This window comes from Dyella nitratireducens (assembly GCF_014642835.1).
GTDB classification, from domain to species: Bacteria; Pseudomonadota; Gammaproteobacteria; order Xanthomonadales; family Rhodanobacteraceae; genus Dyella_B; species Dyella_B nitratireducens.
In genome coordinates this window covers 685,573-707,215 of sequence record NZ_BMJA01000001.1, presented here as the reverse complement: position 1 = coordinate 707,215, position 21,643 = coordinate 685,573, and the positions used below count along the sequence as shown (strand labels likewise).

Annotated in this window: 20 protein-coding genes; 8 read left to right on the top strand and 12 right to left on the bottom strand. The window is 59.8% G+C overall.

Features of this window, described 5'->3' with window-relative positions; all coding sequences use genetic code 11:
- Positions 1–3 precede the first annotated feature (3 nt).
- From tssA to IEX75_RS03190, 6 genes are all read left to right on the top strand, one after another.
- Positions 4–1,143 (top strand): type VI secretion system protein TssA, encoded by a 1,140-nt coding sequence (gene tssA, locus IEX75_RS03220; RefSeq protein ID WP_188792810.1) that lies wholly within the window; start codon positions 4–6, stop codon positions 1,141–1,143.
- 57 nt (positions 1,144–1,200) lie between these two features.
- Positions 1,201–3,423 carry a GNAT family N-acetyltransferase gene (locus IEX75_RS03215; RefSeq protein ID WP_188792809.1) on the top strand — a complete coding sequence of 741 codons (2,223 nt, stop codon included), beginning with the start codon at positions 1,201–1,203 and terminating at the stop codon, positions 3,421–3,423.
- A 140-nt stretch (positions 3,424–3,563) separates the two neighbouring features.
- Positions 3,564–4,376 (top strand): hypothetical protein, encoded by an 813-nt coding sequence (locus IEX75_RS03210; RefSeq protein WP_188792808.1) that lies wholly within the window; start codon positions 3,564–3,566, stop codon positions 4,374–4,376.
- 143 nt (positions 4,377–4,519) lie between these two features.
- A complete protein-coding gene (locus IEX75_RS03205) occupies positions 4,520–4,987 on the top strand; it encodes a hypothetical protein (protein WP_188792807.1) in 468 nt (155 codons plus the stop codon).
- A 263-nt stretch (positions 4,988–5,250) separates the two neighbouring features.
- Complete coding sequence (locus IEX75_RS03200; protein WP_188792806.1) at positions 5,251–6,969, top strand: hypothetical protein; 1,719 nt, start codon at positions 5,251–5,253, stop codon at positions 6,967–6,969.
- A gap of 595 nt (positions 6,970–7,564) precedes the next feature.
- Positions 7,565–7,864, top strand: a complete 300-nt coding sequence (locus tag IEX75_RS03190; protein ID WP_188792804.1) for a 7(1) septoil knot domain-containing protein — start codon at positions 7,565–7,567, stop codon at positions 7,862–7,864.
- On the opposite strand, the gene IEX75_RS03185 is transcribed toward IEX75_RS03190, so the two are convergent.
- Positions 7,841–8,335, bottom strand: coding sequence for an SPOR domain-containing protein (locus IEX75_RS03185; RefSeq protein WP_188792803.1), 495 nt, complete (start codon positions 8,333–8,335; stop codon positions 7,841–7,843). The two genes, IEX75_RS03190 and IEX75_RS03185, sit on opposite strands and share 24 nt — an antisense overlap.
- Positions 8,336–8,571: 236 nt before the next feature.
- Between IEX75_RS03185 and IEX75_RS03180 the strand changes: the two genes are divergently transcribed.
- Both IEX75_RS03180 and IEX75_RS03175 read left to right on the top strand, forming a co-directional pair.
- Positions 8,572–9,570 carry a sigma-54 interaction domain-containing protein gene (locus IEX75_RS03180; RefSeq protein ID WP_188792802.1) on the top strand — a complete coding sequence of 333 codons (999 nt, stop codon included), beginning with the start codon at positions 8,572–8,574 and terminating at the stop codon, positions 9,568–9,570.
- A gap of 13 nt (positions 9,571–9,583) precedes the next feature.
- Positions 9,584–9,814: a hypothetical protein gene (locus IEX75_RS03175; protein ID WP_188792801.1), complete on the top strand. Its 231-nt coding sequence runs from the start codon at positions 9,584–9,586 to the stop codon at positions 9,812–9,814.
- Between the two features lie 102 nt (positions 9,815–9,916).
- Here IEX75_RS03175 and IEX75_RS03170 read toward each other — a convergent pair whose 3' ends face one another.
- The 11 genes from IEX75_RS03170 to lpxD form a co-directional block, all read right to left on the bottom strand.
- The gene (locus IEX75_RS03170; RefSeq protein ID WP_188792800.1) at positions 9,917–11,455 is read right to left on the bottom strand and encodes an adenosine deaminase family protein; all 1,539 of its coding nucleotides are present in this window, start codon (positions 11,453–11,455) and stop codon (positions 9,917–9,919) included.
- A gap of 67 nt (positions 11,456–11,522) precedes the next feature.
- Positions 11,523–11,909, bottom strand: coding sequence for a VOC family protein (locus IEX75_RS03165; protein WP_188792799.1), 387 nt, complete (start codon positions 11,907–11,909; stop codon positions 11,523–11,525).
- An 11-nt stretch (positions 11,910–11,920) separates the two neighbouring features.
- Positions 11,921–12,877 (bottom strand): acetyl-CoA carboxylase carboxyl transferase subunit alpha, encoded by a 957-nt coding sequence (accA, locus tag IEX75_RS03160; protein WP_188792798.1) that lies wholly within the window; start codon positions 12,875–12,877, stop codon positions 11,921–11,923.
- Between the two features lie 106 nt (positions 12,878–12,983).
- A complete protein-coding gene (locus IEX75_RS03155) occupies positions 12,984–13,475 on the bottom strand; it encodes a GNAT family N-acetyltransferase (protein WP_188792797.1) in 492 nt (163 codons plus the stop codon).
- Positions 13,472–13,753, bottom strand: coding sequence for a type II toxin-antitoxin system TacA family antitoxin (locus IEX75_RS03150; RefSeq protein WP_188792796.1), 282 nt, complete (start codon positions 13,751–13,753; stop codon positions 13,472–13,474). The genes IEX75_RS03155 and IEX75_RS03150 overlap by 4 nt, the downstream gene beginning before the upstream one ends.
- 70 nt (positions 13,754–13,823) lie before the next feature.
- The gene (dnaE, locus tag IEX75_RS03145) at positions 13,824–17,393 is read right to left on the bottom strand and encodes a DNA polymerase III subunit alpha (RefSeq protein ID WP_188792795.1); all 3,570 of its coding nucleotides are present in this window, start codon (positions 17,391–17,393) and stop codon (positions 13,824–13,826) included.
- 107 nt (positions 17,394–17,500) lie between these two features.
- Positions 17,501–18,121, bottom strand: coding sequence for a ribonuclease HII (rnhB, locus tag IEX75_RS03140; RefSeq protein ID WP_188792794.1), 621 nt, complete (start codon positions 18,119–18,121; stop codon positions 17,501–17,503).
- A 17-nt stretch (positions 18,122–18,138) separates the two neighbouring features.
- The gene (gene lpxB, locus IEX75_RS03135; protein ID WP_188792793.1) at positions 18,139–19,353 is read right to left on the bottom strand and encodes a lipid-A-disaccharide synthase; all 1,215 of its coding nucleotides are present in this window, start codon (positions 19,351–19,353) and stop codon (positions 18,139–18,141) included.
- A 21-nt stretch (positions 19,354–19,374) separates the two neighbouring features.
- The gene (lpxA, locus tag IEX75_RS03130) at positions 19,375–20,148 is read right to left on the bottom strand and encodes an acyl-ACP--UDP-N-acetylglucosamine O-acyltransferase (protein ID WP_188792792.1); all 774 of its coding nucleotides are present in this window, start codon (positions 20,146–20,148) and stop codon (positions 19,375–19,377) included.
- Positions 20,145–20,618, bottom strand: a complete 474-nt coding sequence (gene fabZ / locus IEX75_RS03125) for a 3-hydroxyacyl-ACP dehydratase FabZ (protein ID WP_188792791.1) — start codon at positions 20,616–20,618, stop codon at positions 20,145–20,147. Before fabZ ends, lpxA begins: the two co-directional genes overlap by 4 nt.
- Positions 20,611–21,639, bottom strand: coding sequence for a UDP-3-O-(3-hydroxymyristoyl)glucosamine N-acyltransferase (gene lpxD / locus IEX75_RS03120; RefSeq protein WP_188792790.1), 1,029 nt, complete (start codon positions 21,637–21,639; stop codon positions 20,611–20,613). Before lpxD ends, fabZ begins: the two co-directional genes overlap by 8 nt.
- Positions 21,640–21,643: the final 4 nt, after the last annotated feature.

Sequence of the window (21,643 nt, the reverse complement as noted above, 5' to 3'; positions counted from 1 at the left end):
CGCATGAACAAGCCGGCCGTCATGCAAAACGATACCGCGCCGCCGGAGACCGCCATGGTCTTCGACGACAACGGCTATTTCGAAGCACATCTGGGCACATCGCTGGCGCGCTTGCTCGCCCCCATCGACGCCGTTGCCCCTGCGGGCCTGCCGGTGCGCGGCAGCATGATGTATCGCATGGTGGAACAAGCGCGGAGAGGCGACGACGCCAGTCTGCCGATGGGCTCATGGGCCGTCGAACTGAAACGTGCCAACTGGCCCAAAGTCTCGAGGTTGATCGGCGACATCCTGGCCGGTAGCGCGAAAGATCTGCAATTGGCTTCGTGGCTGCTGGAGGCGGAAATTCAGCAGCGCGGCTATGCCGCCATTGCGCCATGCATCGCACTGATGCAAGGCCTGTGCGAAACCTGCTGGGATGGTCTGCATCCGCAAGGCGATCATGGTGATTTCGACGCGCGCATCAACATCGTGCGTTGGGTCAATGAAAAACTGCTACGCACGCTGTCGCTGGTACCCCTGGTCGGCGAGGACGAGCAATCCGCCAGCTGGTCGGATTGGGAGCTGGCCCATCACTACGAACGACTGAGCGCCGCCAACGGCGAACTGCCGCCCGAAGCGGAAGAAGCCGCCACGCTGGACGATCTGCACAAGTTGCTGGCATCGGCGCGCTCGAGCGAATTGCGCGAACGCCATGCCGAATTGATGGCGGCACATCGTGCCATCGAAGCTTTCGAGCAATGCTTGCGCCGGCAGCTTGCGCAGGAAGCCCCCACGCTGAGCAAGCTCGACGCACTGTTGACCAGCGTGCACGCGCCTATACGTGCGGAACTGAGCAGGCGTGAGGCGTCATTGCCCAGGCCGCCGATCGCCGGACAGGCCGATGACGATGATGCGGAAGCGTCCGACGTCGAAAACGATTTAAACGATCGCGATCGTGCCTATCGCGTACTGGCCGACATCGCCGAATTTCTTGCACGCATCGAACCGCATAGTCCTGTGCCGTATCTGTTGCGCCGCGCGGTAGCGTGGGGCGGCATGGATGCGGCAGAACTGTACAAAGAGTTGTATGCGAAGAACAACGGGCAGATCAGCGTGGCGGATCTGTTTGGGGATTCATCGTCTGGCACAGCAAACGACGTATAGGGCGTAGGGCATGCACCGTCACACGCAAAAACGTAAACGGTATAAGGAGGTGCTTTCATGCAAGATCTAGCTAGCCAACAAGCTTTGGCCGCATCCGAGTTCGTTGCCATCGATCGTGTCACGTCGGAATCCTTTGCCAGTTTCGCCGCCAGTACGCGAGCGCCGATATGTTGCGCGGACAGATATGCGAGCCCCGGCCTCGCGGACGCCTGGGCGCAAGCCATCATCACGAGTTGGCGGGCTGCTTATGCCGTGGGTCAACTCGACCCATCTCAGCCGCTTTATGTCATCGACCTTGCGCCCGATGGCGGTCATCTCGCACGTCTGCTTCTACGTGCGCTGCGCCATCATCTGGCCAGCTTCCTAACTCGCGCTCCTGTCCAGGGAGAGGAGCGGGATGAGGGGCCGTTCGACGCGAATGATGACAGGCCAGCTTCGAGTGCCTCCATGCGGCCATGGACAATTCGTTATCTCGCCTGCATCGCACCAGGCAGCAGTGAGCTTCAAGTCGACGACGAACACTTCGACACCATCTCGTGGTCTCCCCTGGACGATCACGTCCCGCGTCCGAGTAACCATCACGCTTATCGCTGGCATGAAACCGCCAACCCCGTCATCGTCCTTGCGTTGAACTACCTGCAAGCCTTTCCGGGGCAACTGCGTGCGGTGCACGACGGCCAATGGCTGGAAGGCTGCATGCATGTCACTGTGGAAGATGAGAGCGGCTGCGAACTCGAATACGACTGGCAAGCCATTACCGACGACGATCCCCATTGCCCAGCCCTGTTACGGCAACGCTATCTACGCACGCTAAGCAATAGCTGTGTGCTGATCCCAGATATCGGTCTTCGTGCACTGCAACACATCGCAGAGCTGACCCGCGGCCGTTTCCTTTGGCTCGCCGTGGATCAAGGGGTCATCGACGAAAAGCAACTGCGCTTCGGCGCCATGTCGCCACCATCCACATGGTCGTATGAAGCACAACCTATTCCCGTGAATTTTCATGCCATCGCTTACGATCAGGCTAGGCAAGGCGCATGGTGCTGGCATGGACAACCACACGAGGATGGCATGGTCGTGCAGGCGATTTGGCGCCACGACGCTATTCGAGTCGCGCACGATGACCACTTGAAAGTCGTCGATCATCTACGGCTTTTTCAGCCTGACGATGCCATGCAACTGGAAACACTGGCCTGCGCCTTGACGCCAGCAAGCCCTGCTTCGCTGCATCTCGCTTTGCTACGCAGCAGCTATCACGATCCGCGCGTGCTGTATGCGACGCTAGCCGCCTGGCAGGAACATCCTCCTGAATTTACCGATGCAGAACGCAGCTATTGGGGTGATGCCATCGAATATGCCTGGCGGGTCTGCCCGCATGGTGATGATGAGGCCGACCTCCGACACAACATGGCTGTATTTGCCGTCCAGCTTGGGCGGTTGGATATTGCCAGAACCATATTCGAGCATGAACGAAACTGGGTCTGCGTGGCACGGTGTTACGCCCGGGGTGGCCGACTCGATCTCGCGCTGTCATGTCTGGAGGGTCTCGACGATCCGAACGCCGATGTATTGCGTAGTGATTTGCAGTGGCGGATGGCGCGCTGGGATTCGCTCGGCTGGTATCACACCGAAAGCGCATGTGACGTCGAGCTTTGCTTGGTGCCGCTGGACGAAAGCCATGCGCAAGAGCTGTACGAGCAATACCGCGATCCGCAAATCGGTGAGCTGACGCGATTGCCAGACATGGAGACACCCGAGGCGGCACGTGAGTGGATTGTGGAGCAGTCGCAGGAGGCTGGACGCGCCACCTACGCATTGATGCACATCGAGACAGGATTGATCGGGGTGGTCAGCGTACAAATCCACGGCGAGGACGGCTATTTCTATTTCTGGATCGGTGGCGCGCATCAGGGTGAAGGCTTCGGCAGGCGCGCCGGGCGTCTTCTAAGTCGGCAGGCGGAGCGGCTTGGATTGCGGCGGCTATTCACCTCTGTCTATCAAGCCAACCATCGTTCGATGGACGCTTTGCGTGCACTGGGGTTTAGACCGCTGCCTCTGCGGGCGATGTCGCCCGATGATGATTTGCTCTTCTTTGTACGAGATGAGACGTCCTGTTCGAGATCTTGGGACATATGGCGTGAAGGTCTGAAAGCTTTGCTTGTCGCCAATAAATCACCCATCGCGCTCGCTGAGCTGCCGTGCGAGGAGTGGGCACCAACATCATCCTGCGATGACGTGCTGAATTTCCTAAACCTGAATAAAGATGCGATTCGAAATTAGGGTCGGATCGCACGTTTGACGATCAATGCGGATTTTCTTGGGCTAACGACTGTCGCTGGATCTTTCTCAAAGTCGTGTTGATCTTCCAATGAAAAGTGATCCTGGACCCGGTTTTCTACGTGTTGCACGAGGGATAAATCATGTCAACCAGCAAGAAGCGCAAAGCCAGTGCCATCGAGCCGGACTTAAGTGGTGCCTTTCATCCCATCAAGCCAAAGCGTGTGCTGACCCTGGAGGCGGCTCGGCAGGCTTCACAGGAATCGCAACCGTTCCTGGTGCAACCGGGCGGAAGCAACTTTGGTGTTTACGAGGGCTTCAATACACAGATTGCGCCCAAACAGGACACCTATTGGCAGCAGATCGTCGCCAAACCTTCCGAGGTAATGAGTACCAAGTACACAGAGCTATTCCCGGCGTTGAGCAGCGATTCCGACCTCAGCCGGGCCAATAAGGCACTGGTAACCGGTGGAAGGAATGCGCCGCGCCCGAAACCCGGAAAGGGACGCTGGCAGCATCACAAGAGCTATACCTTCCATGCACAACTCACGGCCACATTGCTGCGGGTGAACGAAAGTTTCACTGCACTTGGCAAGGAGTCGATGGGCTTGCCCAAATACGACGCTGGAACAGGCATTGTGGCTGAAGCGCTTGCGCTCAAATGGAAGGCTAAGAATCAAGGTAAAAATTTGAACATGAAGAGCGTTGGTGCGCATTTGACGGACAAGTTCCCGCAGCTGGATACCACCGAAAAGATGCGCAAGAAAGGAAAACCTGCACTGCTCAAGCAGATCGCGGATTCTCGTATGAGTGCTGCCGTGATGGCAGCGAAGCGAGCCGAGGCGAAAGGAAAGTCTGACCTGAAAAGTATCAATAAATATGTACAGCGCAAGTTCGCCAAGCATGGCCTAGGACCTGTTCCAGGAGGTTGGGCCGCCAAGTTCAAGGCGTTGTAAAGGCGTTGATGACTTATGCCGCGTAAATTTTCATTTTGAGTTACTGCCTAAGTTACCGTGCACATTCAATGCAGACGGTATCAGGTCCTGCCGCACGAGCGGTTGGATTCCATCATCGAACCAGGCGAATGAGGAGAGCTGCAATGCCACACCATCCGGATCGCGTGTACACCGCTGATAATCTGCGCTTCGCAACCTTGGACCCTAAGCGCGGCTCGCCCACTTTGTATTTCAGAACCTCACACGGTTCTGGAAGGTTGCGGCAGGTCCATAAAAAGGGACCTCTGATCCAGAAAATTAAAAAACATACGTCGCATGCGTTTTTCTCGACAAAAGCTGCCCAGCGCAGCTTTCGAAGCCAATTTACAAAAGGTATGACCCGACAGGAGTTCCGCGATCTGAGGAGGCAGCTCGGCGGAACGCGTAGGCCGATCGAAGGCTATCATCATTTTGAAGCCACTTTTGATGCGCATGCTCCCCAAGGAAAAGCGTACTTGACGCATCCCAGTGCTGGTACGGTCGTGGGTGCAGGCGCATTGCACGGACTGCGTGGAAGGGTTAATCAAATTTATCGTGATCTTCGCAGTAATCCGCACACCCGATACAAATAGTTGGCGTGGCATAAATGCAAACCAGGGTCGAAGTAAGCGTCCATCGAGTGATGTTTTTCTGGACCATCGATCGTCGAGGATCTGTGCGCCAGGATAAAGTTATGTTGATTTTCTTGGGAAAAGTACACGTTGCCCTTGAGGCTGCTGCGCTCTAATCCCGGGCTTTTTTTGGGTTCCCCCGGCGGTGTTGATCTTGATTGTCAGTCTCATGTCGTGTCAGTCCATGTTGGACCTTACAAGACCAGTTTCAGGAATCATGGCCCATGGCAAGTTTCAATAATTCGCGAAAGCGCCAAAATCGACTGTCATCCGGTGCAAGTCGTGAGCTTGCGGAGGATCCGATCGAAGATGTCTGGGAGCCGGCTACAACTCGTCAGCGCAGAGGCAATCACTCTCAGCACGTGGTGCGCGGCGAGCTTGTGGACGATCCGATCGAGGATGTCGACGATTCGCTTGCGCATCGCCCGCGCCAGCCGGCAAGGCTAAGTTTTACGAGAGGAACGGCTTCCTCTTCCATGACAAGTACAAGCCGGTATCCTCCCCTTATTTCAACAAACCCGGTGGTCGAGTCGCCGCCATCTTTGGCCGACGAACGAAAGTCGCTGAAGCGTGAGCACGCCTCCGATGCGCTTTCGGATCTACCCGGTCCAGCGTCTCACCCATCGCCGCATGGGCCGCTGTCCTTTTCCCAACAGCACCGGCCTCCGTCCAGTTCGTTGCAGAGCGTCCATGCTCCTGATTTTTCGTCCTCGCCATCTGACGAGCGCTCACTTTCCCTCGGACGATCGTCGACGGCACAGCATTTTCAGGCGTTTTCATCGTTGCAGCATCAAGATGAACCTCATCCGCTTCCGTCACACACACTCTTTTTGCCGCTGCAGGACCAGGGAGCAAGCTCCCGGAGCCGCTCGGCATCTTTTACCGCAGCTTCGATTCCATTGGACCTCGTCACGCCGTCTTCCTATGCCGTACCGCAGCACATAGCCACTACCTCCTCGGCATCGACATCGGCGCCGCATTCGGGAGCAGACCTGGATAGGGTCGCATGGGAACGGCTCAACAAGTCGAAGCGCTTGAGCGATCCCGACAGCAGCATCGCTAGCACGCATCGTTTCTCCCGGCCGCTGTCGTGGTTCGCCAAGCAACCGCGCTTCGGTACCGGGTTGTTTTACAGGGAAAACGACGAGCATGAGATATACGGCGATGAGAACAAGCGCACACATAAACCCGGTAGCGTGGAAAGACGTACCCGCGATGCGTCACGGTTTTCCATCAAGGCGCTCAGCGAGTTGGACACTCGCAAACTCAGTGCCAACGCGCAGAGCCAGGGGCATGCGAACAGGGAAAACTTGGCGTTTCTTCAACGCGAGCGTGATCCTGATGATGGAACATCGTTCAGTCCGGCCTTGATTCGGACCAACATGCACGGTTACCAGTCCCGGGGTGTCGCGCTTGAACCTCTGTATAAGGGACGACTGCTGAAGCGAAATATTGATGGCAAGGTCGTTGAACAGCAGCCTCTGAAGAAAGAAAGAGACTCCCCTGTGGAATGGCAGGGTGGAACGTTCCCGGACTGGGTGGCCCAGCGGCGCGACGATGGAAAGTTGATCGCGTTTGATCTCAAGGTTCCCCGTATGGCGCCGGTTGCATATCTGGAAAAGACTATCCAAGGGACGGTTTCGACCACCTACTACGATGACATCAAGCACGAGATCGCCAAGCGCCGGCAGCAGATGCCGGAAGGTACTGAGCAGCGTCTTGTGTTTGATTTGATCAGCGGAGGGCACGATTACAAAACAAGCAGGAGTGCGCTTGCAGAATTTGCGGCTGAAAGGGGGGATTTTCCAGCCGACTCAGTGCAGTTTCTCTACCGAAAGAAGAGCGGGGTAGTGAAGATGTCCAAACCAATTTTGCGTGAACATCTTTCTAGTTTTTCTAATAAAAGAAAGGTCGTAAGTGATTTTAAAAAGACGAACAAATAGCGAAGCCGAGTTCCGGTAGGAGTCGTACTTACTTGAGTGTGTGATGCTTATGACGTCCCGTGATCGACTCGCTTACGCGAAGTAGGCGGCGTTAATCAGAAAGACTATTTTGCGAGGCTTATTCGTCTTCGTTAATACTTATTATCTTGATGCATATACACCCTGATGCATCAATATCCACTGTTGCTTGAATGATTTCCATCGACTGCTTGCGCGAAGCCGGCATAGGGCCAAGGCCGCTGTTGAGCTGCTGCCGCAGGGTTTGATCAACGCTATATGACAGCAGGGTCTGCAGGCGTGGTGGCAGAGGTGTGTCGATAGTGGCGGGCGGCTTGGGTTGCGCCGGGTTCTTTGGGTGTCCCCAACGCAGCACGGCGCGTGCGCGGCGTTCATCTCGTTCGGGTCGCGATAGCCCGAGCACGGGACGGCTGGAGCCTGATAGCTTGAGTACTGAAACGCGCTCGTAGGGGGAACGTCCGCTGGGTTGCTTTGGCGTTTTCATATCCGATAAGACATGGCGCGAATAGCTGGCGGTGACGGGATCATACGCCGGCCAGTGATAGGCTGCATCGGCCGATCTTTTTCGGAGCATTGCATGGCGCGCATCTATCAAACACAGACCATGGGCGAGGCGGATATCCGCGTGGCCCTGGTCAACGATCGCGGCCAAGCCGATTTATGGATACACCGTGTCAGCAGCTGGGGTCTGGCACGGGGCGATGCGCTTTGGTTCATCACGCGCAATCGCTTTGATGCAACAAGCTGGGTTTATTTTTGCAGCATCGGCATGGCGCAAGTTTTGGTGTGTTTCGTCGATGATTACGGCGAAGCGGGTTGGCGTGATCCTGAGCGTGCAAAGCGCGGCCTGTTCCTACGACGCGGGTTTGGCGGGTAGTTTGATGACCGGCGTGCTTTCCAGGCCCACTGCTGCCTGCACGCGTGCTGCGGCCTGTTCGGCGGCATCTTGGCTGGGAAATTGACCGATCGCCAGCACGGTCCATGGATCCTTGTTGGAGTCGATCACGGCCAGCGTAGTCATGGGCAGATCCAGAGTGCGTGCTGCAGCAGCGTAGCGCTGCATGGCAACCGACGCCTGGATGTCATCAATGAATTCGCCTAGTTGTAGCGCGTAGATGGGTTGTCCTTCGGGGATCTTGGGCGATGCTACTTGCGTGGCAACAACCAGGCTGTCTTGGCTCGCAGGTGTACGCACATATTTCGATGCATATTTCGACCACGTTACACTGGACAAGCGTTGAATCTGCGTGGCTTGCATGCCAATGAATTGACGCCAATCCGCGGGTGCCTGCGTGCCGACCGCAAAGGCCAGTGCAATCAGCAGCAAATAACCCAATCGTTTGAGCATGCGACGCGGCCCATTATCACAATGGATGTCTATTTAGCGTGATGTTGCGCGATATAAATCTTTGCTTAGAGTAATACTTCGCAGGGATATTGCGATGGGCATGGAAACGGGACTACATTCCCTCTCCTAGGAACGGGGGTAGTGCACATCAGTTGTCATGTCAGCGCCATGTTTGCGCATGGCAAGTGCGTGTGTCTCCGTTGCTTCGGCTTTGCCCTTCACAGTTGGAGGTGCTCATGGGCGATGCATTGGAGTTAAACCTGCTTGGTTCTTCACCGCAGTTCGCTCATGTGCGAGCGCAGATCCGTCGTATTGCGAGATTCGACGTCACCGTGCTGATTGGCGGCGAGACTGGTACCGGCAAGGAGCTTGGCGCGCGCGCAGTGCATTACCTGAGTGGTCGTGCTAATCGTCCTTTTATCCCTGTGAACTGTGGCGCGTTGGCTGAGTCACTGGTGGAGAGCGAATTGTTTGGTCACGAGCGTGGCGCATTTACCGATGCGCGGCAGTCGGCGCCCGGATTGATCAGCGAGGCCGAAGGCGGCACTTTGTTCCTGGATGAGGTGGATACCTTGTCACTGAAAGCGCAGGCTGCGCTGTTGCGTTTTTTGCAGGATGGCACGTACCGCCGTGTGGGCGGTACGCAGACGCGGCGAACCAACGTGCGTCTGATCGCGGCCAGCAATGCGAACCTGGAACAATTGGTCGAAACACGGCACTTTCGGCGCGATCTGCTCTATCGATTGATGGTGATGCCGTTGGTCATGCCGCCTTTGCGCGAACGTGGCCGAGACGTGGTCGAGCTGGCCAGGGTGTTTCTGGAGCGGCTCAATCAGCAATATCACGGCGACACGCCAAGGAAATGCTTTCATCCAGATCTATTGGCAGGGCTTGAGCGCTACACCTGGCCGGGCAATGTGCGGGAGTTGGAGCATTTCATCCAGCGCGAATACCTGCTGTGCGACGATGAGGTATTGAACGCCTTCCTGCCTTGTGACCGAAAGCTGGCGCAGGATGCGGTTGTCACGCAAGGCGGGGGGTTCAAGCAGGCCAAGGCGAAAACGATCGCGGAGTTCGAACGCCGTTTTGTACAGACGATGCTGGACCGGGCGCAGGGTAATATTTCCCGCGCTGCACGCATGGCCGGACAGGACCGTAGCGCATTCAGCAAACTGGTACATAAGTATCATCTCGCCAATCAGGCCGAACGAGAGCAAGATTCAACTGGTCCTTGAGGCGGGGCGTTTTGTGACCGGTTATTCCGAGCGTGCCGTTGCCGACGCGATTGCGGCCTTTCTGGCCGACCATCCGGAGTGCGCCGATACCGTGGAGGGTATCGAGCAATGGTGGCTGCGGCCCCAAGGGGTGACACCCTCCCGAGAGTTGATCGAGCGGGCTCTGGCGTTGCTGGAGAAGGAGCGGGTTATCGTTTCGCGCTGTTACGGTGAGCGCACGGTGTGGCGTGCCGTTTTTCCTTAGCCGTCTCTTTCATCACAGCTCAGGGTAGGTTGGGGCGCAAACCCCAACATTGCCATGCCGTTGCAGATCGCGATGTTGGGGTTTGCCCCCCAACCTGCGAGTTCAGTGCGCCCTCTCAAAGGCGCTCAGGCGTCGCTCCAGTTCCCATTGCGCAGCGGCTTTCTCGCTATCGCTGAGCAATTGCCGGCAAATGGCGTTGGGGTGGTCACTGCCGAGCGGCTGCCCTTGGCAGCCTTTGGACGTCCACAGGCTTTCGCCAGGGAGGAAACTGTAGGTAAGGCTGTTGCGCGCCATCTGTTTCAGCGTGGGATAGTCCAGGCTGAAGTCTTCGGCGGCGCGCACGTATTCGTGGGTGAGATCGATGCGCGAAACGCCTTCGTCGTCGGTGGACAGCGCCACCGGCACGCCATGCTTGAGGTAGATCGGCAAGGGATGGTCGGCGCCGCGTACGCCGAGGATCACGTCGTTGCTGGTGAGGTTGATCTCCACCATCACGTGGCGTTTGGCCATTTCTTCCAGCAGTTGTTCGGGGCGATCTTCGTACATCACGTCGACACCGTGGCCAATGCGTTCGGCGTGACCGATTTCCACCGCCTGGCGGATATGGAAGCGCAGGCCATCCGGCGGCACCAGGCCAGGCGCCAGTTCGCCGGCATGCAGGCTGATATGCACCGTCGGATACAGGCGATGGAGGTAGTCGAGCATGCGCATCTGCAGCGTGTAGTCGCGCATCGACAAGTAGCCGTCTTCGGGCATGACGAAGTTGATGCCGACCCAACGCGGATCGACAGACGCCAGCTCGAAGCCAAGCAGGGTTTGCGCAAACACGCGCTCGGGTGGCGCGCCACGCAGTACCTGGTAGAGGAAACGGATCTGCATGGTGCAAGCAGCATCGGCCTGGGCGCTGTCACAGTGTTGCTGGCGTTTACGTTCGGCCAGCGCTTGCGTAAGCAGTTGCTCGTCCGTAGCGATTTCGTCTTTCAGGCCATGCGCGAGCAATTGCTTGCGCATGACATCGAAGTCGTCGTGCCAGCCCAAGGTGCGGGCGAGTTCCCTGGCATGCGCAAAGGGGGGCGTCACCATCAGTTCTAGGTATTGCTCGTTCTGTGCGGCAGCGCGTGTGCTGACTTCGTTGAGCCAGTCGCCCATATGCAACTGCGGTGTCACCGCATCGAAGCGACGGAAGCTATCGAAGAACTGGTCGTGGCCGGAGTGGCCGTTGGCAGGCACGAAGCTGCGCATGGAGAAGGCGTCTACCAGCGTGTCGTAGAAGTGCTGGTCGCTCAGTGCATCGGCAGCAGGGCGGCGGCCGGTTCCGCAGTTCGGAGCGCTGGCATCGTGTTTGTCGATCAGGCTTGATGTGGAGATGTCCACGCATAGCCCATCGGTGGCGGCGTCGGCGATCCATGATTCGGCATACACCGCGCCGCTGAGATGGTTATGCAGGTCGCCGCCTTTAGGCATTTCGGCTAGAAATGCATGCAGGGCCAGCGGACCTTGCTGGCGTGCGGTTTCAAAAGCTTTGGCGGTGTGTGCTTCGGCGGTATTCGCTCGCAATGGTACGGCCTGTGCCGAAACCTGGGCCGCAAAGATGATTGCCGCTGCCACGATGGCGCGGCGCAAAAGAGCATGAGCCTGCATGGACGAATCGCTTTGATGGAACCCCAACGCGATTCTTCAGCAAAAAACGAAAGGCTGCCAGTCATTCCTAGCCGCGGAAATTCAATTCCACCCCGACGCCGGCCGGATCAGTGAGAAACAGTTGCACCTGCGGCGGCATGTCCACGACATCGATGCGATAGGGAACGCCGGCTGCATCAAGCTTGGCCCGCATGGCAGGAAGGCCTGCGCAGGCAAAGGCAATATGATCCAGCCATCCCGTGGCTTGCGCAGCCGCCTCGCCGCCACCGCGTGAGGTGAGATGCATGACTGGTTCGGCGCCGGCATAAAGCCAGTAGCCGCGCGAACCGGAGCGGAACGTGGGACGCGGTCCTTCGTGCAGGCCGATGATGTCTACGTAGAACTGGCGCACCCGCTCCAGCAGCTCGGCGGGTGCGCTGAGATTGACGTGATCGATGCCCTGCACACCTGCCATGGCACAGTCACTTACTCGCTATACGCGCCGTAACTGCGCAGGCGGCGGTAACGCTGCTCGAGCAATTCCGGTGTCGGAATGCTTTCGAGTTTGTCCAGCTCGTTGAGCAGCACTGCTTTCAGGCGCACCGCCATGGAATGCGGATTGCGATGAGCACCGCCCAGCGGTTCACGCACCATCTTGTCGATCAGGCCGAGTTCCAGCAGGCGGGGCGCGGTCATGCCCAGCGCCTCGGCGGCATCTTTGGCGCGCTCGGCGCTCTTCCATAGAATCGATGCACAACCTTCCGGCGTGATGACGGAGTAGGTGGAGTATTGCAGCATGACCGTGCGGTCACCCACGCCGATCGCCAGCGCACCGCCTGAGCCACCTTCGCCGATAATGGTGCAGATGATCGGCACCTTCAGCTCGGCCATCTCCAGCAGGTTGCGCGCGATGGCTTCGCTCTGGCCGCGCTCTTCGGCGCCGACGCCGGGATAGGCACCGGCCGTATCGATCAAGGTCAGCAGCGGAATCTTGAATCGCTCCGCCATCTTCATCAGGCGCAATGCCTTGCGGTAACCCTCGGGGCGAGGCATGCCGAAATTGCGGCGGATCTTGCCCTTGGTGTCGCGTGCCTTCTGATGACCAATGATCACCACCGGGCGGCCGTTGATGCGCCCGATTCCGCCTACGATGGCTGCATCATCGGCATAGGCACGATCGCCTGCCAGCTCATGGAATTCCTCGCACATCACGCCGATGTAATCGAGCGTGTAAGGGCGAGCGGGGTGGCGCGACAGCTGCGTGACCTGCCAGGGCGTGAGGGTGCGGAAGATATCCGCCGTCTTCAGCTTGAGCTTCTCGCGCAGCCGGGCGACTTCCTCGTCGATGTTGAACGCCTGGCCGGAGCTGGCATGCCGCAGCTCCTCGATCTTGGCCTCCAGCTCAGCAATCGGTTGTTCGAAATCGAGGAAATTCGGGTTCATTCGGTCACTTACGTGGCACAGAAGCGGGGCAGTATACCCGGGGTGCGTGACGGGGCGGGAACGGGGGCGTATGGGGTGACCAACGGGGCTTGGATGCGCCGATTCTTCAGAGGCCGGCTTTCAGATCAGCCAGTGTCACCATCAACATCATTGGGTCCAGTGGTGGGGATTCGAAGCCGATATGCTCGTAAAAGATTTTGGCGTCGTCAGAAAGCGCGTGTACCAGCATGCCACGTATGCCGATCGCATCCGCAGCTTGCAGCATGCGTAAGCAAGCGTCACGCACCAAGGCGCGGCCGATGCCTCGGCCTTGCAACGAGCGGTCTACGGCCAGTCGGCCAAGCACGACGACAGGAACCGGGTCTGGCATATTGCGGCGGAGGCGGCTCGTGGCTGCGTTCACGGTGACGGCACTGGAAGCCAATGCGTAATACGCATATACGCGACGCTCCTGGCACGCGACGAAAGTGCGGGAGGCGCCGCTGGCCTGATTCTTCAGGGCGCGCGTCTTGAGCCATCGATCCAGACTTTCCACGCCCGAGTCGAAGGTTGCCAGTTCGTGATGGGACGTAAGGGGCTCAGGGGCCGCAATCGTCATGCCTTGTCCCAAGGTGCCGGCGTTTGCAGTGTTTTGCGCAGGCGCTCGTTGGGCTGAGGTTGCTGGTCAAGGCGGGCAAGGAAAGCGGCATAAGCCTCTGGGGAGGCCGCAATAATGGCTTGATCCAGCAACGCTTCTTCTGCCGCTGCACGGGCCGCTTCCAGCACGAAATCCGTGCGATTTTTACCGCGCACCTTGGCAGCACGGTCGATCAGGCTCCGCTCCTCGGGTTTGATGCGAATGTTCAGAGTTTCGCGCGTGGCGTGACGCACAGCCATGATCGTAACCTCCTGTGGCAGAGGCTATCCTAACATTTTGTACTGACATTGTCAGTACAGCCTTGCATGCCTATTCGGCCCTAATGATGCGCACGCCTGCCCCCAGTACACCGGGCATCCCACGTATGGCGCGCAGCAACTCGGGGATGGCGTGCACCTTCCACTCCTGCCCGAACTCGAAGTCCGCCTGCGCAATGGCGTTGTGGTAGCCGCTGAGCAGTACGCTCGCATTGCCACCGCGATGGCCGGCGAGGGCTTGGCGGAACTGGTTGATGAAATCGGGGCCGATGCCGTTGACCTTGACGCGCAGCAAGCGCGCGTAGCGGCGGCAGGCATCGGCCATGGACATGGCGCTGCGGGCACGCACCTGGAAGCCGCCGCCGGAGAATTCGTCGATGCGCAGACCACCTTCGACCACGATCAGCTCGTCGCGGGTCAGTAGGGGGGCGACTTGCTGGTACAGCTCGCCGAAGAAGCTCACTTCGATGCTGCCGGTGCTGTCTTCCAGGCGCACGAAAGCATCGCTATCGCCGCGCTTGCGCACGGCTACCACCATGCCGGCGACGGTCCAGGGCGTATCGGGACCACGACGGAAACGGTTGTCGTCGCCGTCGTTCTTGCGTGGGCGCGGCGGCTGGTAGCGGTCGACGATCTCACCGAGCGGGCAGGTGGAGAGCTGGGCCAGTTCTTCGCGCCAGGGGTCGGTGGGATGGCCGGAGAGGTAATGCCCGAGCGTGTCGCGCTCACCTTGCAGTTTTTGCTCCAGCGGCCATTCGGGCGCGGTGGGCAGGTTGATCTGTACCACTGGCGCGACGGCGCCCATCATTGCGCCGAACATGTCGTTCTGGCCGGACTGGCGATCACGCAGATGCTGTTCTGCTGCCTTGATGGCATCCGGCAGTTGCACCATCAGGCTGGCGCGGGTAGGTGCCAGGGCGTCCAGTGAACCGGAGAGAATCAGGGCTTCCAGTACGCGGCGATTGAGCTTGGTGGGATCGACGCGGCGGCAGAAGTCCGCCAGATCCTTGTACGCGCCGCCTTTCTTGCGTTCCTCGGCGATGGCTTCGCAAGCGCCTTGGCCCACGCCTTTGATCGCGCCGAGGCCGTAGCGGATCGTCCGAACGCCTTGGCGTCCGGACGAAGAAGGCTCGTCGGGTTCCACCGCTTCGAACATGAATTCCGAAGCGTTGACGTCCGGCGGCAGGACCTTCAAGCCGATCGCACGCGATTCGTCGAGGAAGATCACCACCTTGTCGGTATTGTCCATGTCCGACGAGATGGTCGCGGCCATGAATTCGGCGGGGTAGTGCGCCTTCAGCCACGCCGTCTGGTACGACACCACGGCATAGGCGGCAGCATGTGACTTGTTGAAGCCGTAGCCGGCGAACTTTTCCATGTCGTCGAAGATGGCATCGGCTTTCTCGCCACTCAGCCCGTCCTTGGCCGCGCCTTCGCGGAACTTGGCGCGCTCCTTCGCCATTTCCTCGACTTTCTTCTTGCCCATCGCGCGGCGCAGCAGGTCGGCGCCGCCCAGCGAGTAGCCGCCGACGATCTGCGCCATCTGCATCACCTGTTCCTGGTAGACCATGATGCCGTAGGTCTCTTTCAGGATCGGCTCGACGCGTGGATCGGGATAGATCACGTCCTCGCGGCCGTGCTTGCGTGCGACGAAGCTGGGAATCAGGTCCATCGGACCCGGGCGATACAACGCCACCAGCGCGATGATGTCTTCGAAGCGGTCGGGCTTTGCATCCTTGAGCATGCGTTGCATGCCGGAGGATTCGAGCTGGAATACCGCGACAGTCTGCGCGCGTTTCAACAGCTCGTAGGTCGGTACGTCATCGAGCGGCAGGGCGGCAATGTCCAGCGGCTCTTCGCCGCTTTGCGCACGGCGCGCGTTGATCGCCTTCACCGCCCAATCGATGATGGTGAGCGTGCGCAGGCCAAGGAAGTCGAACTTCACCAAGCCGACGGCTTCGACGTCGTCCTTGTCGTACTGCGTCACCACGCCGGTGCCGCCCGGTTCACAGTACAGCGGTGCGAATTCGGTAAGCGGTTTCGGGCCGATCACCACGCCACCGGCGTGCTTGCCGGCGTTGCGCGTGAGGCTTTCCAGTTTCAGCGCCAGGTCGATCAGTGTCTTGGCTTCTTCGTCCTGCTCGTACAGATCGCAGAACTCCTTCACCACGCGGTCGGGTTCTTTCTGCGCTTTCTCCGAGCGGCCGAGTGCGCAGGAGAGAGTGAGATCAAGTGGGCGTGCAGGAATCAGCTTGGCGATCTTGTCGACCGCGTTGTAGCCCATGCCGAGCACGCGGCCGGAGTCGCGCAGCACCGCCTTCGCGGCCATCGAGCCGTAGGTGATGATCTGGCTGACGTGGTCGCGGCCGTATTTGCGCGCGACGTAGTCGATCACCTCGTCGCGGCGATCCATGCAGAAGTCGATGTCGAAGTCCGGCATCGATACGCGTTCGGGATTCAAGAATCGCTCGAACAGCAGGTTGAACTGCAGCGGATCGAGGTCGGTGATCTTCAGCACCCACGCTACCAGCGAGCCGGCGCCCGAACCGCGGCCAGGACCGACCGGGATGCCGTTCTGCTTCCCCCAGTTGATGAAGTCCGCCACGATCAGGAAGTAGCCGGGGAAGCCCATCTTGTTGATCACGTCCAGCTCGCGCTCCAGGCGCGCTTCGTAATCGGCAAGTGTGTAGCCATCTGCCAAAGGTGCTTGGGCGAGGCGTTCCTTCAACCCTTCGCGTGCGGTTTCGCGGATGTAGCTGTCGAGATCGTGGCCCTCTGGCACCGGGAAGTTCGGCAGGTAATAGGTGCCGAACGAGAGTTCCAGGTTGCAACGCTTGGCCAGCTCGATCGTGTTTTCCAGTGCTTCGGGGATGTCCGCGAACAACTCGGCCATCTGCTCCGGCGTTTTTAGATATTGCTGGTCGCTGTAGTCGCGCGGGCGCTTTGGATCGGCCAGCACGCGGCCTTGGTGAATGCAGACGCGCGCTTCGTGCGCCTCGAAGTCGTCCTGTTTTACGAAGCGTACGTCGTTGCTGGCGACCACTGGCAGATCGAGTCCGGTGGCCAGGGTTAACGCGGCGTTGTTCCACGTTTCCTCGCCTTCGCGGCCGCAACGGGTGAGTTCCAGGTACAGGCGATCGGGAAACAGTTGCGTCAGTGTTTGCAAGCGTGGCGCGGCCGTATCCGTACCCTGGTTGACGGCGATGCGGGCCGCTTCGCTTTCGCGCCCCAGCAAAGCGATCAGGCCATCTGTCGCAGTTGGCGTGAGCCACGCTGCGTCAACCAGCGCACGGCCACCTTGCTGGCCTTCGCGCCAAGCGCGGGAAACCAGGCGGGAGAGGTTGAGATAGCCGTCGCGGTTCTGGCACAGCACAGTCATGCGCCAGGGGCGGGGATCGTCCGGGGAACTGATCCACAGGTCGCATCCGCCGATCGGCTTGATGCCCGCCGCGCTGCATGCCTTGTAGAACTTCACCAGCGCGAACATGTTGCACTCATCGGTGAGTGCGACAGCAGGCGCACCGGCCTGCACGGAAGCAGCCACCAGCGCTTTGATGCGGATGGTCGAGTCGACCAGCGAATATTCGCTGTGCAGATGCAGATGAGCGAAACGGACGGACATGGCTCGCACGCGAAGCAATGGCTCAGCCTAGCGAGCCTGCCGGGTGCGGGCAAGCATTGACAGGTGGCTTGAATCGGTATCGCGCCCTTACGATTCTTGCTTCCCGCTTAGAACAATTGTCCTTGATCCAGCAACAGCTTGACCGGTGCAAAGCTGCGTCGATGTTCAGTGCAAGGGCCTAGCCGCTGCAGTGCGGCGAGATGGCCGGGCGTGGAATAGCCCTTGTGCTCGGCGAAGCCATAACCGGGGTAGTGCGCATCCATCGCCACCATCAAGCGATCCCGGCTGACCTTGGCCAGGATCGATGCTGCACTGATCGACGGCTCCAGTGCGTCGCCGCCGATGATGGCGCGCGCTGGGCAGGGCAGGTCCTTGGGCAATTGGTTGCCGTCGATCAGCGCTTCGGTGGCGGCCGGGGTCAGGCCGCGCAATGCGCGCGTCATGCCCACCATGGTGGCTTGGAAGATGTTGATACGATCGATTTCTTCTCGCTCGACCACGATCACGCTATACGCCAGCGCGCGCTCCACGATCAGCGGGAAGAGCGCTTCGCGTTTTGCCTCGCTGAGTTTCTTGGAATCGTCCAGGCCCTTGATGCGGCGGCGCTTGTTGAGGATGACAGCAGCGACAACCACGGGCCCAGCCAGCGGGCCGCGGCCGGCTTCGTCCACGCCTGCGACGAGTGCTTGCTGGATGACTGTTTCGTTTGCGGCTTCGACAAGTTCCATCTCGAGCGATCCAAGTCTCAGCGTTTTATCGTAGCCGTGTCGTCGATCAATTCAACGATCGACGCGGCTGCGTGGTCGCCGGCATGGCCGGGCAGATGGCCACGCAGGGCTTCATGCAGTTGCTCGAACGCTGCGACGATGGCGCCGCGCCGTTCGCTGTCACGGAACAATTGCAGCGTGGCATGCGTCAGCTTTTCTGCCGTGAAGTCGTCCTGCATCAGTTCGGGCGCGAGCAAGGCGTCTTTGCCCATGCCGCAAGCGCGAGCAAGGATGTTGGGCAGGGCGTACACATCGGTCTTGAGCATGTTGAACAGGCGCGCGATGCGATAGCTCAAGGGCGACACGCGATAGCCCACCACCATCGGTCGCTTGGCGAGCATGGTTTCCAGCGTTGCCGTGCCTGACGCGAGCAGCACGACGTCGGCGGCGAGCATGGCTTCGTGCGCGTGACCGTCAAGCAGAATGGGTGAAGCATCATCATGCGGCCCATGCGCAAGCATGGCCTTGAGCGTGGCGAGTGCGCGCGAATTCGCGGCGGGAATCACCACGCGCAAACCGGGTACGGCGGCAGCGACGCGTCGCCCAGCTTCCAGGAAGATCGCACCCATGCGTTCCAGTTCGGAATGGCGGCTGCCAGGCAGCAACGCCAGCACCGGCACGTCGAGCGGCAACTGCAGAGTGCGGCGAGCCGGCACGCGATCGGATACCAGCGGAAAACGATCAGCCAGCGGATGGCCGACGAAACGCGCGTCGATACCGTGGCGTGCATAGATCGGCGGTTCCATCGGGAACAGACACAGTACGCGATGCACGCTCTGGCCGATCTTGTCGGCGCGCTTTTCGCGCCAGGCCCAGATCGAGGGGCTTACGTAATGGACGGTGCGCAACCCCGCCTGTTTCAGTCGCCGTTCGAGACCGAGATTGAAGTCGGGTGCATCAATGCCGACAACGATGGCTGGCTTGGCTGCGAGCAAACGTGCAATCAGCGCTTTGCGCAGCTTCAAGAGCCGCGGCAGATGGCTGATTACTTCTGCAAAACCGAACAGCGACAGTTCGCGGATGTCGTACCACGATTCGAAGCCATGCTCCTGCATGCGGCGACCGCCGATGCCGACGAAGCGTGCTTGAGGGTAGTGCCGGCGTAGTGCAGCGATGAGATCCGCGCCGAGCTGATCGCCGGAGTCTTCGCCGGCAATCAGCGCAATCAGCGGAGCTTCGGCCTCAGCGGACATGGTCTGTGCGGCACATGGCGGTCAGCGCGCCAACCCACGCTCGCTGCGTTCCAGAAATTCCAACATCGCCCGCACGTCTTCGCTTTCCTGTGCCTGCGCGGCGAGCTGCTCGCGCGCCTCGGCCAGCGACAGGCCGGAGGTGTAGAGCGTGCGGTAGGCGCGTTTGATCGCGGTGATGCGTTCTGGCTCGAAGCCGCGGCGCTTGAGGCCGGTGGTGTTGAGCCCGCGTGGACGACCAGCTTGGTCGTTGGCCATCATCAGGAACGGCGGTACGTCAGCGCCGAGCAGGCAGCCCATGGCGATAAAAGCGTGAGCACCGACTTTGCAGAATTGGTGCGCACCGGAATAACCGGCGAAAACCGTCCAATCACCCACTTCCACGTGGCCGGCCAATGCCGAGTAGTTGGAGAAGATGGTGTGGTTGCCAACGTTGCAATCGTGCGCGATGTGCACGTAGGCGAGCAGCCAGTTGTCGTTGCCGACGCGGGTGACACCGCCGCCTTCGCCCGTGCCGCGGTTGATGGTGACGAATTCGCGGATCAGGTTGCGGTCGCCAATCACCAGCTGTGTGCGTTCGCCGCCGTATTTCATATCTTGCGGATCGCCACCGATCGAGGCGAATTGCGCAATGCGATTGTCGCGGCCGATCTTGGTGGGGCCTTGGATCACCACGTGCGGCCCAATCACCGTGTTGTCGCCGATGTCGACATCGGCGCCAATGACGGTGAAGGCACCGATGCTGACGTCCTTGCCAATGACAGCAGATGGATCGATTTGCGCGGTGGGGTGGATCATTTCTCCGACCTCGCTGCGCACATCAATTCGCAGCTCGCCACTTCGCGGCCATCCACCAGCGTGCGTGCCTCGAACAGGCCCATGCTGCGCAGCAGGCGCTTGAGCTTCACTTCCATGCGCAGCTGATCGCCCGGCACCACGGGTGCGTTGAAGCGCGCATTGTCGACCTTGGCGAGGTAGAACAGCGGGCTGGCCGGGTTGCCTTTCAAGCGCGCGCTGATCTGCGTGAGCAGGCCGGCGGATTGCGCCATGGCCTCCACGATCAGCACGCCGGGCATCACGGGATGGCCGGGGAAATGGCCGTTGAAAAACGGTTCGTTGATGGTGACGTTTTTCAGCGTCACCACGCTTTGATCCGGCACGATCTCGATGACGCGATCCACCAGCAGGAACGGATAGCGGTGCGGCAGCAACTGCTGAATCTGCTCCACGCCTACGGGTAGCGTGATCGGGGTGGTGTTGTCAGTCATCGTTCTTATCCTTTTCCAGCGCCGACAATCGGCGCGCGTATTCGTCCAGGTGCTTGAAGCGCGCAGCATTACGGCGCCACTGTCGGTTTTCCTGCAGCGGCACTCCGGAGGAATACTCGCCAGCCTCCCGAATCGAATGCGTCACCAGACTCTTGGCCGTTATGGTAACCCGGTCGGCCAATTCGAGATGGCCAAGCACGCCGGCATTGCCGCCGATCATGCAATAACGGCCGATTTTTGCGCTGCCGGCTACGGCCGCGCAGCCTGCCATGGCGGTATGTGCGCCGATGTAAACGTTGTGGGCGATCTGGATCTGATTGTCCAGGCGCACATCTTCTTCCAGCACGGTGTCGTCCAGCGTGCCGCGGTCGATGGTGGTGTTGGCGCCGATCTCACAGTCGTCGCCGATGCGTACACCGCCCAGTTGCGGCAGCTTCACCCAATGATCGCGATCAAACGCGAGGCCAAAGCCATCCGAGCCGATGACCGCGCCGGGATGCACCAATACGCGCTTGCCCAATGTCACGCGTGTTACCAAGGTCACACGGGCGACCAGCCGCGATTGTGCGCCGACCGTGCACTCCGGGCCGATGATGCAATGAGGGCCGAGCACCACGCCGTCGTCGACTACGGCACCCTCGTCAACAACGCAACACGGGCCGATGCTCGCCGATGCGCTGACACGTGCGCCGGGTGCTACCACGGCCGTAGGGTGTATGCCTGGCGCTGCAGCGGGAAGGCGCTCGAACAATGCCGCGATGTGGGCGTAGGCCACATAGGGATCGCGCGCGATCAGTACTGCCGAGGGGCAGCCCTCGGTCGCCTCTTGACTGAGTACCACGACACCTGCGCGCGTGGTGGCCAGTTGAGCGGTGTATTTGCTGTTGGACAGAAAGCTGAGCTGGCTTGGCCCCGCACCGGCTAGCGTGCCGACGCCATCGATGATGCGCGCGCCGTCACCGCGAAATTCCAGGGCGAAGCGTTCGGCAAGTTGGGCGACGCTGTAGTGGGTCGTGCTCATCTAG

Excerpts from the sequence above, each read along its gene's own strand:
- IEX75_RS03165 (WP_188792799.1), bottom strand. The coding sequence starts at position 11,909 with ATGGCAGGTGTGCAGGGCATCGATCACGTCAATCTCAGCGCACCCGCC.
- lpxD (WP_188792790.1), bottom strand. The coding sequence starts at position 21,639 with ATGAGCACGACCCACTACAGCGTCGCCCAACTTGCCGAACGCTTCGCC.
- tssA (WP_188792810.1), top strand. The coding sequence starts at position 4 with ATGAACAAGCCGGCCGTCATGCAAAACGATACCGCGCCGCCGGAGACC.
- IEX75_RS03210 (WP_188792808.1), top strand. The coding sequence starts at position 3,564 with ATGTCAACCAGCAAGAAGCGCAAAGCCAGTGCCATCGAGCCGGACTTA.
- lpxA (WP_188792792.1), bottom strand. The coding sequence starts at position 20,148 with ATGATCCACCCCACCGCGCAAATCGATCCATCTGCTGTCATTGGCAAG.
- lpxB (WP_188792793.1), bottom strand. The coding sequence starts at position 19,353 with ATGTCCGCTGAGGCCGAAGCTCCGCTGATTGCGCTGATTGCCGGCGAA.
- IEX75_RS03185 (WP_188792803.1), bottom strand. The coding sequence starts at position 8,335 with ATGCTCAAACGATTGGGTTATTTGCTGCTGATTGCACTGGCCTTTGCG.
- rnhB (WP_188792794.1), bottom strand. The coding sequence starts at position 18,121 with ATGGAACTTGTCGAAGCCGCAAACGAAACAGTCATCCAGCAAGCACTC.
- IEX75_RS03150 (WP_188792796.1), bottom strand. The coding sequence starts at position 13,753 with ATGGCTGTGCGTCACGCCACGCGCGAAACTCTGAACATTCGCATCAAA.
- IEX75_RS03190 (WP_188792804.1), top strand. The coding sequence starts at position 7,565 with ATGGCGCGCATCTATCAAACACAGACCATGGGCGAGGCGGATATCCGC.
- IEX75_RS03200 (WP_188792806.1), top strand. The coding sequence starts at position 5,251 with ATGGCAAGTTTCAATAATTCGCGAAAGCGCCAAAATCGACTGTCATCC.
- IEX75_RS03180 (WP_188792802.1), top strand. The coding sequence starts at position 8,572 with ATGGGCGATGCATTGGAGTTAAACCTGCTTGGTTCTTCACCGCAGTTC.
- IEX75_RS03215 (WP_188792809.1), top strand. The coding sequence starts at position 1,201 with ATGCAAGATCTAGCTAGCCAACAAGCTTTGGCCGCATCCGAGTTCGTT.
- dnaE (WP_188792795.1), bottom strand. The coding sequence starts at position 17,393 with ATGTCCGTCCGTTTCGCTCATCTGCATCTGCACAGCGAATATTCGCTG.
- fabZ (WP_188792791.1), bottom strand. The coding sequence starts at position 20,618 with ATGACTGACAACACCACCCCGATCACGCTACCCGTAGGCGTGGAGCAG.
- IEX75_RS03205 (WP_188792807.1), top strand. The coding sequence starts at position 4,520 with ATGCCACACCATCCGGATCGCGTGTACACCGCTGATAATCTGCGCTTC.
- IEX75_RS03170 (WP_188792800.1), bottom strand. The coding sequence starts at position 11,455 with ATGCAGGCTCATGCTCTTTTGCGCCGCGCCATCGTGGCAGCGGCAATC.
- accA (WP_188792798.1), bottom strand. The coding sequence starts at position 12,877 with ATGAACCCGAATTTCCTCGATTTCGAACAACCGATTGCTGAGCTGGAG.
- IEX75_RS03155 (WP_188792797.1), bottom strand. The coding sequence starts at position 13,475 with ATGACGATTGCGGCCCCTGAGCCCCTTACGTCCCATCACGAACTGGCA.